This window comes from Streptomyces sp. NBC_01320 (assembly GCF_035974375.1).
Taxonomy (GTDB): domain Bacteria; phylum Actinomycetota; class Actinomycetes; order Streptomycetales; family Streptomycetaceae; genus Streptomyces; species Streptomyces yanii.
This window is the reverse complement of the sequence record NZ_CP108390.1, coordinates 346,982-363,295: the sequence shown is the minus strand read 5'-3', so window position 1 is coordinate 363,295 and position 16,314 is coordinate 346,982. Positions and strand designations below refer to the sequence as shown.

Below are 16,314 nucleotides of genomic sequence, written 5' to 3'. Positions count from 1 at the left end.
GCACAGGCTCACCACCTGCGCACACAACAAGTGAATGGAGAACCGTGTGACCGTGTTCTGCGGGATCGACTGGGCCGAGAGTCACCATGACGTGGCTCTGGTCGATGACACCGGACAGCTGCTGGCCAAGCGCCGCATCACGGATGACACGGCGGGCTACCGGCTGCTGCTGGACCTGCTCGCCGAGTACGGCGACACCGCCGAGGAACCGATTCCCGTGGCCATCGAGACCGGGCGGGGTCTGCTCGTTGCCGCCCTGAACACCGGAACACGGCCGATCTACGCGATCAACCCCCTCGCCGCGGCCCGCTATCGCGACCGCCACAGTGTCTCGCGCAAGAAGTCCGACGCCGGCGATGCCCTGGTCCTGGCGAACATCCTGCGAACCGATGGACACGCGCACCGCCAGCTGCCCGCCGACACCGATCTCGCACGGGCGATCACTGTCCTCGCCCGTGCCCAGCAAGACGCGGTCTGGGCGCGTCAGCAGCTGGTCAACCAGGTCCGCTCGCTGCTGCGGGAGTTCTTCCCTGCCGCCCTGGACGCTTTCCTGGGCAAGCAGTACGGCCTGGCCCGCCCCGAGGCCCGCGCGGTGCTGACCTCGGCACCGACCCCGGCCAGGGCCGCCAGACTCACCCCGGCCCAACTGCGGGCGGCACTGAAACGCGCGGGCCGCACCCGGGGCATCGACGCCGAGGCCGATCGCCTGCGAACCATTTTCCGCGCTGACTACGCCCACCAGCCGCAGGCCGTCGAGGATGCCATGGGCTATCAACTTCTGGCATTGATACGCCAGTTGCACGCAGCCTGCCTGGCCGCCGAGGAACTCGCGACGGCGGTGGAGGAACATTTTCGCCGGCACCCGGACGCTGAGATCCTCCTCAGCTTTCCCGGCCTGGGAGTACAGCTCGCCGCCCGGGTGCTCGCCGAGATCGGAGACGACCGCAGCCGCTTCGCTGACGCCCGCGCTTTGAAGGCCTACGCGGGATCGGCTCCCATCACTCGCGCTTCGGGCAAGAAACGCTACGTCGGACGGCGCTTCATCAAGAACGACCGACTGATCACCGCTGGATTTCTCTGGGCCTTCTCCTCGCTGAGAGCCTCTTCTGGGGCTGACACGCACTACCGCCGACGACGCGAGCACGGGGACTGGCATGCCCAGGCCCAGCGGCACCTGTTCAACCGCATGATCGGCCAGCTCTACCACTGCTTGCAGACCGGACAACTCTTCGACGAACAGCATGCCTTCACCTCCTCGGCAGCGGTGTTGACCGTCGCAGCTTGACTTCTTAGGCACGTGAGATGTCTCTCATGAGTCCCATCTGACCCGCTGTCACTTCTTTCCGCATCTCGGGGGAACCTCAATGGCACGTGTCCGGCCGGCTGAGCTGCAGAGCCGCATAGGGCAAGCCGTCTTCCAGGATCGAGGTACAGAAATGCCGTATGTCGCCCAGCAACACCCGCGCATCGGCTGGATCGGTACCGGCCGCATGGGCTTCCAACTCGCCGCCCGGCTGCTGGACGCGGGGCACGACGTAGCCGTCTACAACAGGACCCGCGCCAAGGCCGAACCGCTGGCCGAACGGGGAGCCGCGGTCGTCGACCAGCCGGCCGGTCTTGCCGACCGGGACGTCGTCTTCACCATGGTCTCCGCCTCGCCCGACCTGGAGGCGGTCACCACCGGCCCGGGCGGCGTGCTGACCTCGCCAGATGCCGTGCCAGGGGTGCTGGTCGACAGCTCCACGGTGTCCACGCAGACGTCTGCGCTGATTCGGAAAGCAGCCGCCAAACGTGGGACCGCCTTCCTGGCCGCCCCGGTGAGTGGGAACCCGAAGGTGATCGCCGCAGGCAAGTTGACCGTCGCGGTCTCCGGCTCACGCGAGGCGTTCGACCAGGTTGGACCGTTGCTCGCACTGCTGGGGCGCGGGGTGACCTACGTCGGCGAGGACGAAGTCGCCCGTCTCGTCAAGATCGCACACAACGTCTTCCTCGGCGTCGTCACCCAGTCGCTCGCCGAGATCACCATCCTCGCGGAGAAGGGCGGTGTCAGCCGTGCCGCCTTCCTGGAATTCCTCAACGACTCCGTGATGGGCTCGGCCTACTCCCGCTACAAGTCGCCCGCGCTGGTCAACCTGGACTTCACACCGACGTTCACCATGCCGCTGCTGCGCAAGGACTTCGACCTTGGACTGTCCGCCGCCCGCGAGCTCGAGGTCCCGATGCCGCTCGCCGCCGCCACCGCCCAGCTCGTCGCGGGTGCCATCGGCGCGGGGCACGTCGAGGAGGACTTCGCCGCTCTGATCCTCGAACAGGCCAGGAACTCCGGCATCACGCTGGAAGCCCAGAACATCCCCATGGACGACGGCCTGTCACCCCATGCCTGACCGGCTACAGCTCGACTGGGTTGGATGAGACGGCGACTGGCTTTGGTGACAACGGACAGCTGCGCCAGTCAGAGCAGCCATCGAGCTGAAGCGTTCCGGAATATGCACTATGAGAAGAAATGCCCCAAGGGTCGATCGTGAGTGAGGGTGATCCGGTGGAATCTGTGGTGTCTGATGACTGGGTGCTCGACTGGGTCAACAAGGCGCGTGAAGTGCCGCAGAGGAATGGGCTGGTCGGGCTTCTCGCGGAGCTGACCACGTATTATCCTGTGCGGCCGCACCCCGCCCACAGGGTTGACCTGCCGCTGCGGAGCGCTGCCGCCGCGCTCGGGATTCCCGCGGCCGAACTGCACACCTGTTTGCGCCGGCTGGCCAACGCAGGCCTACTCACCTATTCGTTGTGGCCCGACAGTGAGAGAACTCTGCACGGCGCGATCACACTGATTCCCGTCGCCGATTCGCCTGTGGATTTTGGTATCTGAGCTCGATGGAACGGACAGAGAGATCTGGGGCGCTGGCCGACGTGCTGTTGGACGAGGGTGCGGTGGCGGTCGCGCCGCCAGCGGTGTTCACGGCCAGCATGGGAGCGGCTCCTTCCCGGACGTTGTTGGATGTGCTGGAGGCAACCACTCGCCGGTACCCCGATGCACTGGCGGTCGATGACGGGACCGCGGCGCTGAGCTATCGGGATTTGCTGACCGAGGTGGACGCGATGTCGGGGCGGCTTCGGCGTGCGGGCATCGGTGTGGGTGGCCGGGTCGGGGTGCGGATGCCCTCGGGGAACGTGGAGTTATATGTGTCGATCCTGGCGGCGCTGACTGCCGGGGCGGCCTATGTGCCGGTGGATGCGGAGGATCCGGATGAGCGGGCGGAATTGGTCTTCGCCGAGGCCCGGGTCGCAGCGGTCATCGGTGCCGGAAGCGAGCTGACGCTACGCGCGGGGTCGAGCGGTGCGGCGGGATACCCGGGGCCCGACGACGATGCCTGGATCATCTTCACGTCCGGGTCCACTGGGAAGCCGAAGGCAGTGGCGGTCACCCACCGGTCTGCGGCGGCGTTCGTCGACGCCGAGGCACAGTTGTTCGCCGTCGAGAAGCCGTTGGGCCCCGGCGACCGGGTGCTGGCGGGACTGTCGGTGGCGTTTGATGCCTCGTGCGAGGAGATGTGGCTGGCGTGGCGGCACGGAGCCTGTCTGGTTCCCGCACCGCGGTCACTCGTGCGTACCGGGCCTGACCTGGGTGCTTGGCTGGTGCAGCAGCGAATCACCGTGGTGTCTACAGTGCCGACGCTGGCTGCGCTGTGGCCGACCGAAGCATTGCGCGGAGTGCGGTTGCTCATTCTTGGGGGCGAGGCGTGCCCGCCCGAACTCGCGGCCCGGCTCGTTGTCGCGGGGCGTGAGGTGTGGAACACCTATGGTCCCACCGAGGCCACCGTTGTCGCCTGTGCTGCCCGGCTCACCGCGGACGGACCGGTGCGCATCGGGCTGCCGCTGCCGGGGTGGGACCTCGCGGTGGTGGACTCCTGCGGCGAGGTTCTGGGGATGGGCGAGGTCGGTGAGCTGGTGATCGGCGGGGTCGGGCTGGCCCGCTACCTTGATCCGGCCCAGGACGCGAAAAAGTATGCGCCGTTGGCATCACTGGGCTGGGCACGGGCCTACCGCAGTGGGGACCTGGTCAGGGCCGAGCCAGCAGGGCTGCTGTTCATCGACCGGGCGGATGAGCAAATCAAGCTGGGCGGGCGACGGATCGAGCTCGGCGAAGTGGACGCGGCCCTGCGGGCACTGCCGAACGTGGCCGGCGCTGCAGCGGCCGTGCGCACCTCGGCGAGCGGCGCCCCGCTGCTGATCGGATACCTGGTCACCGCATTGGATCCGGCCGCGCCGGACGAGACGTTCGACACGGCGCAGGCACTGGTGCGACTCCGGCAGATGCTGCCACCGGCCCTGGTCCCGCTGCCGGCCGTGGTGGACACCTTACCGACCCGCACCTCAGGCAAGATCGACCGTGCCGCACTGCCCTGGCCCCTGCCCGGGACGGACTTGCACGCGCCGACTCCGGATCTTGCGGGTACCGAAGGATGGCTCGCCACGCAGTGGCGCGAGATCCTCGGCAGCCCGGTGCAGAACGCGGACGCGGATTTCTTCTCCTCCGGAGGCAGCAGCCTTGCTGTCGCCCACCTGGTGTCCCGGATCCGCAGCCGCTTCCCGAACTGCTCGGTCGCTGACGTCTACCAGTACCCGACGCTGCGCGCCCTGGCCGCGCACCTGGACGAGCTGGCAAGCGGTCACAGTCCCGCGCGGCAGGTACAGCCCACGCCGCGCCGTGCTGCGCTCGCTCAGACGTTGCTGATGGTGCCGCTGCTCACCGTGGCCTCGCTGCCTTGGGTCGTGGCACTGGCGGCGGTCGGAAACGCACTCCACTGGCTCGGGTCCTTTCCCTGGGCACCCGTCGTCTCCTGGTGGTGGGTGGCCACAGGCTGGGTGCTGTTCGCAAGCCCCGCAGGCCGACTGGCGATCGCGGCGGCAGGTGCGCGGCTGCTGCTGCACGGGGTTCGCCCGGGCACCTATCCTCGCGGCGGCGGCGTGCACCTGCGGCTGTGGACCGCTGAGCGTCTGGCGGCGCTCAGCGGTGCAACCCACCTGACCGGCAGCTGGCTGACCTGGTACGCCAAAGCGCTGGGGGCCCAGGTCGGCGCGGATGCCGACCTGCATGCACTGCCATCAGTGACCGGCTTCCTCGAGCTGGGCGGGGGCTGCGCGATCGAGCCGGAGGTGGACCTGTCCGGCCACTGGCTGGACGGAGACCTGCTGCACATCGGCCGTATCCGTATCGGTTCGGGGGCAACCATCGGATCTCGCAGCGTGCTCCTTCCTGGGGCCAGGATCGGCAAGCGGGCAAGCGTGGCGCCGGGTAGCGCGGTGGCCGGCTTGGTGCCCGCAGGCCAACGCTGGGCGGGTGTACCGGCCCGCCCCACCGGCAAGAGGCCGCACCGCAGGCCGCCGGCCCGCCCCCCACAGAGCAGGCGATGGGCCGTTTTCTACGCGCTCACTTCAACGGCACTGACGATGCTGCCCCCGCTGGCCGCGCTGCCCGGGCTGATGGTGACCGGCCTGTTCCTGCGCGGACAGGCCGACCCAACAGCCGCGCTGGGCCGTGCCCTGCTCTCGGTGCCGCTCGCCGCAATCAGCTCACTGATGTGCTACGCACTCCTGCTGTTGACGGGAGTGCGCCTGCTCAGCTTCGGCCTGCGCGAAGGAAGCCATCCCGTTCACAGTCGGATCGGCTGGCAGGCCTGGGGCACCGAACGGCTGATGGACGCCGCCAGGGTCGGCCTGTTCCCTCTGTACGCGAGCCTGCTCACCCCGGCATGGCTGCGCGCACTGGGTATGCGGGTCGGACGCCGAGTGGAGGCATCGACGGTGCTGGCACTGCCGACCATGACGCGGATCGGCGACGGCGCGTTTCTCGCCGACGACACCATGGTCGGCTCCTACGAACTGGGGGGCGGCTGGCTGCGCATCGCGGCCGCACGCATCGGCAAGCACGCCTTCCTCGGCAACTCGGCCATGGCCGCACCCGGACGCTCAGTGCCCAACCGAGGCCTGGTGGGCGTGCTGTCCGCCGCCCCCAAGCGCGCCAAGGCGGGCAGCTGCTATCTCGGCATGCCACCGATGAAGCTTCGGCACACTGCCGAGAAGAGCGACCCGAGCCGTACCTTCGAACCGCCACGCCGCCTGGTGTTGGCCAGAGCCAGCGTGGAGCTGTGCAGGCTCGTGCCGGTCATGTGCACCGTCGCGCTCACGGTGCTCGTGCTTGCCGCCTTCGAAGTACTTGCGGTGCGGATGGGGTTCACCGTGGCAGCGCTGGGCGGCGGACTTCTGCTGTTCACCGCAGGCGTGCTGGCCTGCGCGGTCGCGGCGGCGGCGAAATGGCTGCTGGTCGGCCGGTTCCAGGCCATCGAGCGGCCGCTGTGGAGCGCGTTCGTGTGGCGCAACGAGCTGGCCGACGCCTTCGTGGAGGTACTCGCCGTTCCGTGGCTCGTCGGAGCGATCGGCGGCACTCCGCTGATGAACCTGTGGCTGCGCTGCCTCGGAGCCCGCATCGGGCGCGGCGTGTGGTGCGAGACCCGCTGGCTGCCCGAGGCCGACCTGGTGCGGATCGGGGACGCTGCGAGCGTCAACCGCGGCTGTGTGCTCCAGACACACCTGTTCCACGACCGGATCATGCGCATGGGGGAGGTGATTCTTCAGGAGGGGGCTACCCTGGGCCCGCACACCATCGTGCTGCCCGGCGCCGATGTCGGGTCCCACACCACGGTGGGACCGGCATCACTGGTGATGCGCGGTGAAACCGTGCCTTCTGGTACCCACTGGCTCGGGAATCCGATCGCCACCTGGCCCAGGGAAAGTAGCTTCGAAGAGTAATGGCCGAGCGAAATCGCAGCACGCTTCGCCCCTCGTCCGGAGCGGCCACATCTGCTGACTCTTATCTGCCCGAGCACGGCAACGGCGGTTACCGGACCACGCACTACGACCTGGAACTGCGCTACCGGCCCGACTCCGGACGACTGTCCGGACGGGCGGTGCTCACTGCGGTCACCGAGCAGGCACTCACCGACTTCACCCTCGATCTGGGAGCCTTCCGGCTCGACCGGGTGAAGGTGGATGGCATCCAGGCCGCCCGGTACACCCACCGGGCCGGCAAGCTGCGGATCTGGCCCGCCCGAGCGCTGCGCGCCGGGAGCCCGTTCACCGTAGAGGTGCACTACGTCGGAAACCCCCGGCCGATCCGCAGCCACTGGGGCGATCTCGGCTGGGAGCAATTGGACGACGGCGCACTGGTCGCCGGACAGCCGATCGGCGCGCCGTCCTGGTTCCCCTGCAACGACCACCCCGCGGACAAAGCAACCTACCGGATCTCGGTGACCGCACCATCGCCCTACACGGTGCTCGCCAACGGCAACCTGTTCACCCGTACCACACACTCCAGCACCACGACCTGGGTGTACGAGCAGCCGACGCCCATGGCGAGCTATCTGGCCACCGTGCTGATCAGCCACTTCGAGACAGTCGAACTCGCCCCTGCCCCGATACCGCAGACAGCGGCCGTACCTGCCAGGTTGCTCACCCGGTTCCGATGGGACTTCGCCCGCCACTCCGAAATGATGACCACTTTCGAGCACTTCTTCGGCCCGTACCCCTTCGACCGGTACGCCGTGGTCGTCGTCGACGAGGAGCTGGAAGTCCCCGTTGAGGCCCAGGGGCTGTCCATCTTCGGAGCCAACCATATCGACGGACACCGCGGCTTCGAGCGACTCGTGGCTCACGAACTGGCACACCAATGGTTCGGCAACAGCCTGACCCTCGCTGCCTGGCGCCACATCTGGCTCAACGAGGGCTTCGCCTGCTACTCCGAATGGCTGTGGTCGGAGTCCTCCGGCGGCAGGCTGGCCGCCGACCTGGCGACCCAGGCCCACGCTAGCCTCGCGGCACACCCCCGGGATCTGCGGGTCGCCGACCCCGGCGTACGGCAGATGTTCGATGACCGGATCTACCTGCGCGGGGCACTCGCACTGCACGCACTGCGCACAACACTCGGCAGCACCGCATTTTTCGCCGTGCTCCAGGAATGGACCGCGACCTACCGGCACCGCACAGTGACGACGGAAGCGTTCATAGCCACAGCGCAACGCCACACCCCCAAGCCACTGGACGAGCTCTTCACGACGTGGCTCCACGACACCCAACTGCCGGAACTGCCCCAGCCCACGAACTGGCGCGGCTGAGGCGCCCCACCACCCGGTGGCTCCGTTCACTTCTGCCGACAGCGTTTTTCCGTGACTTTGGGCAGCACCGGCATCGTCGTCGAAACACGGGCGCGGTTCGGATTCACCGCCGCACCGGGCATCACGGACGACGGACGCATCCGGCTGATCACCCAGCACCTCCCGCCCCAGTACGCGGCCCGCCTCTTCGGCGCACAGACCGCCGGCGCCTCCGAACAACAGCTCCAGGCAGTGATCGCCGAAGGACTCCAGGAGCAGTACTTCAAGGACCGCGGCCGCCGCGCTGATGGACTCCTGGTGGAGTTCACCGACATCGACTATGTCGAACTCGAATTCTGACCAGCCAGGCACCGCCGCCGCCGCCGACCGCGGCCGGTCGAGCCGAAGCACGACAGTGGTCACACAGGCAGCCTCGTTGTCACCAAGCAGCGGTGGTGCCTTTGCCCGCAGCTCTACTCGGGTGGCGAGAGGTCGAAGCGTCCGTCTCTCCCGAGGCGCGCTGCGCGGGGCTCTCACGCAGTCGGGTCAGCCGGTTGATCTCGGCGTCGAGGGCGGGGAGCCTGCGGCCGACAAGCCTGGAGGTGGAGACGCCGGGTTCGGCAGAGCCACACCGCGGCGGCGGGTCCTGGGCGAGTAAGCGGATGGCGAGTACCGACGAGCAGCGTTTCGTCAGCCGTTGCTTCATCGTCGGCACAGGCTGGGCGGTGCCTGCCGCACCTTCACCGTTCGGCAGGTAGTGGTCACGCACACCGGCGTGACGGGTACGGGTACGGGTACGTACCCGTACCCTGGAGGGAGGGGAAGGAGTGCGACCATGTCCGATGCCAATGTCCGTATCCCCGAAGAGGCGAAGGACCGGCTCGCCGCGATCGCAGCCGCTGAGGGCCTGTCGCTGCGCGCGTATCTGGCTCGTCTGGCCGAGACCCTGCTCACCCCGGCCGAGCGTGCCGAGCGTGCCGAGAAGGCCCGCGCCGCACTGAAGGAGTGGAACGGCTACGCCCCCACCCCGGCCGAGCAGGACGACCTGGACAGTGAGCTGGACCGGCGCCTGGCCCAGGCGACGAGCCGGTGACCGAATCCACGCATATCGTCCTGGACGAAACGGCGATGGCCGCGGCCGGTCAGGGCAACGTCCTCGCGTCCCGTCTCATCCACCGGGCCCACGCCGAATCCGGCTGGTTCCTGTACGCCCCGGCGTGTGCGCTCGTCGAAGCCGACCATGCACGGCCCGGCACGGCCGAGCACCTTGCCGCACTGCCGGGTATCACCGTCCTGGACCTGGATCTGGCCGCGGCCCTGGCCCTCGCCCGGCAGGAAACATGGGCTGCGGCCCACAGCCAGTACGCAGCGCAGCCCACACCCGACCGCCCCGACGGAGCGATCATCGCCACCACCGCCCCGAAGCGGTGGCAGGGCGAGCCGGTCCGCGTACTGGACCTCAACGCCTGATCCAGCCCCGCCGTCTGAACGGCGCCTCAAGGCGCTCTGCGTGAGTTCTGGGGGCCGCCAGCTGTCGTCTCGGCACCGCAGGCTGCGGCGCTCCGGGCACTTGAGGTAGGGGGCCGTGGCTGTGGCGAGTGCTGGGCCCGTTTGCTGCAGCGCCATGCCTGCCGTCCTCTCCCCGGCGGAGCGTGGAGGCAGGAAGATCCCGCATCCTGACCAGGATGTCGGCCCTCAACCAGGCCGGTGCCGTCGGTGCTCCAGCTCCAGGTCCGTGCTGTTCGTCTGCGTCCCCAGCGCCGGGCGACCACAGAGACCTCTCGCCGCGGATGCGATGTCGGATCCGCGGCGAGATGCCGGATACAGGACCGGGCCGGCCGGTCGAGCAGCGGCCGGGCTCGTCCGGCGCTACTGAGCCGTCAGGCCTTGACCGCGGTCTGATCGGATTCGGCGATAGGGGCGGTCTCGTCGCCGGAGCCTGCCACCACGCGGGCTGCCGGAATGGCGGCCGCGATCACCGCGCCGAGGAGGGCGACGCCGCCGCCGATCATCAGAGCAGTGCGGAAGCCGTCCTCGGAGGCGAAGGTGTAGCCGCCCGTCGTGGTGGTCATCTGGGCGAGGACCACTCCGATCACGGCCGCGCCGACCGAGGTGCCGAGCGAGCGCATCAGCGTGTTGAAGCCGTTGGCGGCAGCGGTCTCGGAGAGCGGGACCGAACCCATGATCAGGGCGGGCATCGCACCGTAGGCGAGACCCACGCCGCTGCTGGTCACGATGGTGACCAACATGAGACCCCAGGCCGAGCCCATCAGTGCCAGCGACAGACCGTAACCGGCCGCGATGACCAGGACCCCGGAGATCAGCGTGAACTTCGGGCCTCGGGCATCGGTGAGCTTCCCGCCGAGCGGGGAGACGATCATCATCATGAGCCCGCCCGGAGCCATCCACAGGCCGGCGGCGAGCATCGACTGGCCCAGACCGTAACCAGTGGCCTCGGGGAACTGCAGCAGCTGCGGCACGACCAGCATGCTGGCGTACATGGCGGTGCCGACGAAGATCGAGGCGAGGTTGGTGAGCAGCACGCGGGGGCGGGCGGTGGTGCGAAGGTCGACCAGCGGGTCGCGGGTCCGCAGCTCCCACATCCCCCACCCGACCAGGATCACGACGGCCGCGGCGAACAGGCCGAGCGTGGTCGCCGAGCCCCAGCCCCAGTCGGCGCCCTTGGAGACCGCGAGCAGCAGGGAGACCAGGCCGGCGCCGAGACCGAGCGCTCCCGGCAGGTCGAAGCGCTGACCCTTGGCGCCGGCCGGTACGTCCGGGATCAGGAACCAGATGAGAGCCGCAACCGCTACGGCCAGGACCGCGGAGCCCCAGAACAGCACGCGCCAGTTCGTGTACTGGGCGACCGCTGAGGCGATCGGCAGGCCGAGGCCACCGCCGATGCCCATGGAAGCGCTGACCAGAGCGATCGAGGAGCTGAGCTTCTCCGCGGGGACCACGTCACGCAGAAGGGCGATGCCGAGCGGCAGCATGCCCATGCCCATGCCCTGCAGACCACGCCCGATGATCATGGGGATGACCGAGGAGGACAGCGCGCACACCACCGACCCCACGATCAGCGGCACCGAGCACGCGATAAGCATCCGGCGCTTGCCCAGCAGGTCGCCCAGGCGTCCGGAGACCGGCACGAAGACGGCCGCCACGAGCAGGGTGACGGTGATGACCCAGGCGGCGTTCGACGAGGTGGTGTGGAGGATCTGAGGCAGCTCCGCGATGAGCGGCGTGACCAGGGTCTGCATGATCGCTGCCGTGATGCCCGCGAAGGCCAGCGTGGCGACCACACCGCCTGAGCGGCTTGATGCCTGGGAGGCATCCATAGAGGACTCCTTGGTTGCATGACGAGAGAACGATATGCATCGTACACTCCTCATGTATCGATCACATTTTGTGCATGACGCATATGCGCGTGAGAGGATGCAGGAGAAGGCCGTCGCGAAGGACAGGGCAGCGCGTCGGACTGGCGAGGAAGGGAAGGCGGCAGGCGTATGGTCAGGCCCACGAGCGACGTCGAGTACGAGCAGATGTTGCTCAGCCGCCATGGACTCGTTCACCACAAGAACGTGCGGCGCGAAGGCGGGCTGGAGCGCAGCGCTTACATCCTGCTGAGCCGCATTCGCGTCCAAGGACCCATGTCCATCGGCGAACTGAGCACGGCCTTCGGGCTCGACGCGTCCACTCTCAACCGGCAGACCGGCGCAGCGATGCGCTCCGGCCTCGTGGACCGCATACCCGACCCCGACGGCGGGATGGCCCGCAAGTTCCGCATCACGGACAAGGGCGCGAGCCTGCTCGACGAGGAACGCGAACGCACCGTCGACAACCTGGACCGGGTCATGGCCGACTGGTCGGACGAGGACATCGCGGGCTTCGCCGCCTACCTCAAACGGTTCAACACCGACATCGAACGTCTCGCCGGACGCCCCTGGCCCCGGCCGTGAACCCGCGAGCGCGGGCCGCACACACCTCGCTGACCTCGGGATTCACGGAACTCCGGCCTTGAAAATCCTCGGCCCTGTCCTCTTTAGGCCCAGTTGGTTACTCCTTCAACCAGGGGCTCAATTATCGCCGAGATGCCCGACGCTCCTGCCAGCTCGGTGCGCCAGGCCGTCGTTCAGGCCGCCAGCGGTACCTGGCGGGCGGACCCTGGAGTCTTGTTCGTTGTGCCCGACCCGGAACTGTCTGAAGATGAACCGGCGGCTGACGTGCTGCCCGGGTCGGTTGGCCGTCCGCGATGGAAGGACTGGCCGGTGAAGGTCGTGCGGATCGCGCACCTGCATGAGTTCCACATCACGGACGAAGACGCTCTGCTCCGTGCCGCTGTCGACCGCGGATGGGAGCCGCTGCCGGCGTCCGAACTCGATGACGACCCGCGCGACCTCATCGAAGCAGTGATGACCCTCACCGAGTGTGAGCGGGTGGGTTGGTGTCAGTGGGTTGGGTGGCATCCGTGCGGTGGGGGATATCAGCGCAGCGAGCTTGCTGTTTCGTGGTTGATCTTGGGCCTTCCCCCGTGAAGGTGGGCACGCGGTTGTTGATCACGCGGCGAGCGTGAGTTTAGCGGTGTGGCGTCGGTGTTCGTATTCGTTGGGGCTGAGGTGGCCGTTGGCGGAGTGCCGGCGGCGGGTGTTGTAGCGGGTCAGCCAGGCGAAGACGGTCCTGCGGCAGGCATCGGAGTCGCCGTAGTCGTGGGTGCCTGGAGGGTCTCGCGTTTCAGGGAGGCGTGGAAGCTTTCGCAGGCCGCGTTGGCGTGAGCCGTCGAATGCGCTCGTTCACCGTGGTGACGATGGATCTGTGCGGTTGATCCATCCGTTCCATCCGAGGAGCGGGGAGATCTTCGAGTTCCTCGAGCGGATGAACTCCTGGCGCGGGGACGTCGTCCTGGTGCTGGATGCGGCGGGTCGTCGCTGCTCGTTCCCGGTGGAGTGGACGGATGTCGCGCCAGTCGATGTGTTCGTGGTGACGGCCGCGGGCCGGTGTCCGTTCCGGACCGAGGACCTGTGCGTGCTCGTGGATCTGGTGGAGCATCTCCGTGATCAAGGGCTTGGTCGTGTCGGGGAGATGGCGCCGTGACCGTCGTGGGAATCGGGCCGCTGCGGCGGGTGCGTGTGCTCGTCGGTGGGGGCGTGCGGAGGTGCATCCGCTGCTGTGACCTGCTCCTTGTGCTTCTTCTAGGCCGGGATGCGCCCTTGGGGGCGATGACTCACGGCCGGATTCTTGAGACATCGGATCCGAACGGGAGGCGACATGGCGGCGAAGGGCCTGGAGCACGGCAAGAAGACCGCGTTGGTGGCTTCTCGGACGTTGAACCCGCGTCCGCAGGCGGTCGTGGACGAGGTGTTCGCCCGCTCGGTATTCCTCGACCCGAACGACTTGGTGCAGGTCAAGTACGAGATGGTGCGCCGGGTGCGGGTCGACAACGTGCCGGTGACACAGGCGGCGGCTCAGTTCGGGTTCTGTCGCCAGAGTTTCTATGTGATTGCTGCCGCGCTGGACGCGGGAGGGCCGGCGGCGCTGGTGCCGGGCAAGCCGGGGCCGAAGGGGCCGCGCAAGCTCACCGACGAGGTGATGGAGTTCCTCGAGAAGCTACTCGAAGCCGACTCCTCGCTCCGCTCACGGCAGTTGGCGGAAGCTGTACTCGAGCGCTTCAGGATCACGGTGCATCCACGCTCGGTGGAGAAGGCACTGGTCAGGCGCCGCGAGTCACGGCCGAAGGAGGAACTTCATCGTCCCTGAACCGGCGGCGGGTCAGCCGGTGGGAGCCGTGGAACTGGCACGGCGTTATGAGGATCTGCGGGCCGCGGTCCTCGGCGGGCCGGACGCCGGCTCGCGGCACGGCTGGGCGGTGCTGGCCCGCTCCGGGATGGCTGCCTGGCTTCTCGCGGTGGCCCTGGTCCCGGCGGCGGCGCTGCCTGCTCGCCGGGCCAGCCCGCCGGCGGTGGACCGGGGCCCGGAGGCCGAGGAGCTGGTGCAGGTACTCGCGCAGATGGTGCTGGCCGCCGCAGGCGGTGGCTGTGGTGACGGCTGAGACACAGGATGGGAGGAGCGGGTGATGGCGACGGAATCGACGGGCAAGGTCAGTGCTGATCATCTTCGGCGAGGCGCTTATCTGTATGTCCGGCAGAGTTCGCTGAAGCAGGTCGTGAACAACACCGAGTCCACGCAGCGGCAGTACGCCCTGCGCGGCCGGGCCGTCGCCCTGGGCTGGGAGGAGGACCAGATCACGGTGATCGACAGTGATCAGGGCCGGTCGGGGGCCTCCATCAACGGGCGGGACGGCTTCCAGCACCTGGTCGCCGAGGTCTCCATGGGACGTGCCGGGATCGTGCTGGGCCTGGAGGTGTCCCGCCTCGCCCGGAACAACACCGACTGGCACCGGCTGCTGGAGATCTGTGCACTGACCGGGACGCTGATCTTGGACGAGGACGGTCTGTACGATCCCCTCACCTTCAACGACCGTCTCGTGCTGGGCATGAAGGGCACCATGTCCGAGGCCGAACTGCACCTGCTCAAGGCCCGGTTGCGGGGCGGGCAGCTGGCCAAGGCCCGCCGCGGCGAACTCAAGCAGGGCCTGCCGATCGGCTATGTCCACGACTATGCCGACCGTATCGTCAAGGACCCCGACGCCGCCGTGCGCGAGGTCATCGAGCGGGTGCTGAGCCTGTTCGCGGCCACCGGCTCGGCCCGTCAGGTCGTCAGAGCTTTCGCCGCCGACCAGCTCACCTTCCCCTCCCGGATCCGCACCGGCCCGTGCAAGGGCGAGCTGGTCTGGGGGCCGCTCAAGCACTGGCAGGTCCTGAATGTCCTGCACAACCCGCTCTATGCCGGGGCGTTCTGCTACGGACGCCGCAAGGTCCGCCACGACGTCCACGGCAAGGTCCGCATCCAGCTGCTGCCGCGAGAGCAGTGGGACACCCTGATCCCCGATCACCACGCGGGCTACCTCACCTTCGAACAGTGGGAGAACAACCTCGCCCAGCTCCAGACGCAGGCCGCGGCCCGTGGGGACGACCGGCGGGCGGGCCCGCCGCGCGAGGGCACCGCGCTCCTGCAGGGCCTGGCAATCTGCGGCCGCTGCGGGCGGCGGATGACCATCGCCTACCACCTCCGCCAAGACCACGAGGTCAGCGACTACCGGTGCATGACCCACGCGATCCAGGACGGCGGACAGGTCTGCCAGCGCATTCCCGGCCCCAGCATCGAGGCGGCCGTGGCCGAACTCCTGCTGCAGATGCTCACCCCGCTCGCCGTGGAGACGGCCCTGACGGTGAGCGATGAGATCACCGCCCGCACTGCCGAGGCCGACCGGATGCGCACGACGCATCTCCAGCGCGCCCAGTACCGGGCCGATCTGGCCAAACGACGCTATCTCGCGGTCGACCCGGACAACCGCCTGGTCGCCGACTCACTCGAGGCCGACTGGAACGCGGCCCTGCGCGAGGTGTCCGCCGCCCGGACCGACGTCGAACGCGCCCGCACCCTGGCCGCCCCGCGCCAGCAGGCCACCCGCGAACAACTCGCCCGCCTCGCCGGTGACGTCAGGTCCCTGTGGAACGATCCGGCCACCCCGATGCGCGAGCGTAAGCGCATCACCCGCCTGCTGATCGCGGACGTCACCCTGATCAAGGACGACGACATCACCGTCCACGTCCGGCTCAGCGCCGGCCAGACCCACACCCTCCACCTCCCGTTGCCGCTGGGCGGCGGCAAGCTGTGGCAGACCCCGCGTCCGGTCGTGGACGCGATCGACGAACTCCTCGAGCACCACACCGACGCCGAGATCGCCGACATCCTCAACCAGCGCGGCCTGACCAGCGGCAAAGGATGCTCCTTCCACCGCCTCCTGGTCCGAGACATCCGCGAGAACTACCAGCTCCGCAACCGCCATGACCGCCTGCGCGACCGCGGTCTGCTGACCGCCCCCGAACTCGCCGTACTCCTCGACGTCAGCGTGCCGACCGTCTGGAAGTGGCACCGGGCCGGACTGATCGAGGGCGAGAAGTACAACGACAAGAACGCCTGCCTCTACCCGCCCCCGGGCCCCAACCCGCCCCGCGTCCAGCAAGGCATCCGCCTCGACCGCCGCCGACCAGCGACAACACCCGCAAAGTGAACCCGATAGGAAAAGAGGTGCAGTGTGATGACAAGC

14 protein-coding genes and 1 pseudogene are annotated in these 16,314 nt (G+C 68.4%); 14 read left to right on the top strand and 1 reads right to left on the bottom strand.

The window, feature by feature from the left end; all coding sequences use genetic code 11:
* Positions 1–34: 34 nt before the first annotated feature.
* From OG395_RS01875 to OG395_RS01840, 8 genes and pseudogenes are all read left to right on the top strand, one after another.
* Positions 35–1,285, top strand: coding sequence for an IS110 family transposase (locus OG395_RS01875; RefSeq protein ID WP_327241299.1), 1,251 nt, complete (start codon positions 35–37; stop codon positions 1,283–1,285).
* 79 nt (positions 1,286–1,364) lie between these two features.
* A complete protein-coding gene (locus OG395_RS01870) occupies positions 1,365–2,384 on the top strand; it encodes an NAD(P)-dependent oxidoreductase (RefSeq protein WP_327241298.1) in 1,020 nt (339 codons plus the stop codon).
* Positions 2,385–2,521: 137 nt separating this feature from the next.
* Complete coding sequence (locus OG395_RS01865; RefSeq protein ID WP_327241297.1) at positions 2,522–2,866, top strand: hypothetical protein; 345 nt, start codon at positions 2,522–2,524, stop codon at positions 2,864–2,866.
* Between the two features lie 5 nt (positions 2,867–2,871).
* The gene (locus OG395_RS01860) at positions 2,872–6,807 is read left to right on the top strand and encodes a Pls/PosA family non-ribosomal peptide synthetase (protein ID WP_442818497.1); all 3,936 of its coding nucleotides are present in this window, start codon (positions 2,872–2,874) and stop codon (positions 6,805–6,807) included.
* A complete protein-coding gene (locus OG395_RS01855) occupies positions 6,807–8,168 on the top strand; it encodes a M1 family metallopeptidase (protein ID WP_327241296.1) in 1,362 nt (453 codons plus the stop codon). The genes OG395_RS01860 and OG395_RS01855 overlap by 1 nt, the downstream gene beginning before the upstream one ends.
* A 63-nt stretch (positions 8,169–8,231) precedes the next feature.
* Positions 8,232–8,507, top strand: a pseudogene (tpg, locus tag OG395_RS01850) (telomere-protecting terminal protein Tpg); the annotation flags it as partial.
* Positions 8,508–8,982: 475 nt separating this feature from the next.
* The gene (locus OG395_RS01845) at positions 8,983–9,240 is read left to right on the top strand and encodes a hypothetical protein (RefSeq protein WP_327241295.1); all 258 of its coding nucleotides are present in this window, start codon (positions 8,983–8,985) and stop codon (positions 9,238–9,240) included.
* Positions 9,241–9,275: 35 nt separating this feature from the next.
* Positions 9,276–9,617, top strand: a complete 342-nt coding sequence (locus OG395_RS01840) for a hypothetical protein (protein ID WP_442818726.1) — start codon at positions 9,276–9,278, stop codon at positions 9,615–9,617.
* Positions 9,618–10,027: 410 nt separating this feature from the next.
* Here OG395_RS01840 and OG395_RS01835 read toward each other — a convergent pair whose 3' ends face one another.
* Complete coding sequence (locus OG395_RS01835; RefSeq protein ID WP_327241293.1) at positions 10,028–11,485, bottom strand: MFS transporter; 1,458 nt, start codon at positions 11,483–11,485, stop codon at positions 10,028–10,030.
* Between the two features lie 168 nt (positions 11,486–11,653).
* On the opposite strand from OG395_RS01835, the gene OG395_RS01830 reads away from it, so the two are divergent.
* From OG395_RS01830 to OG395_RS01805, 6 genes are all read left to right on the top strand, one after another.
* Complete coding sequence (locus tag OG395_RS01830) at positions 11,654–12,106, top strand: MarR family winged helix-turn-helix transcriptional regulator (protein ID WP_327241292.1); 453 nt, start codon at positions 11,654–11,656, stop codon at positions 12,104–12,106.
* Positions 12,107–12,238: 132 nt separating this feature from the next.
* Positions 12,239–12,682, top strand: a complete 444-nt coding sequence (locus OG395_RS01825) for a hypothetical protein (protein ID WP_327241291.1) — start codon at positions 12,239–12,241, stop codon at positions 12,680–12,682.
* 277 nt (positions 12,683–12,959) lie between these two features.
* A complete protein-coding gene (locus OG395_RS01820; protein WP_327241290.1) occupies positions 12,960–13,238 on the top strand; it encodes a DUF5372 family protein in 279 nt (92 codons plus the stop codon).
* A gap of 174 nt (positions 13,239–13,412) precedes the next feature.
* The gene (locus tag OG395_RS01815; protein WP_327241289.1) at positions 13,413–13,901 is read left to right on the top strand and encodes a helix-turn-helix domain-containing protein; all 489 of its coding nucleotides are present in this window, start codon (positions 13,413–13,415) and stop codon (positions 13,899–13,901) included.
* Positions 13,902–13,929: 28 nt separating this feature from the next.
* Complete coding sequence (locus OG395_RS01810; protein WP_327241288.1) at positions 13,930–14,193, top strand: hypothetical protein; 264 nt, start codon at positions 13,930–13,932, stop codon at positions 14,191–14,193.
* 24 nt (positions 14,194–14,217) lie between these two features.
* Positions 14,218–16,278, top strand: coding sequence for a recombinase family protein (locus tag OG395_RS01805; RefSeq protein ID WP_327241287.1), 2,061 nt, complete (start codon positions 14,218–14,220; stop codon positions 16,276–16,278).
* Positions 16,279–16,314: the final 36 nt, after the last annotated feature.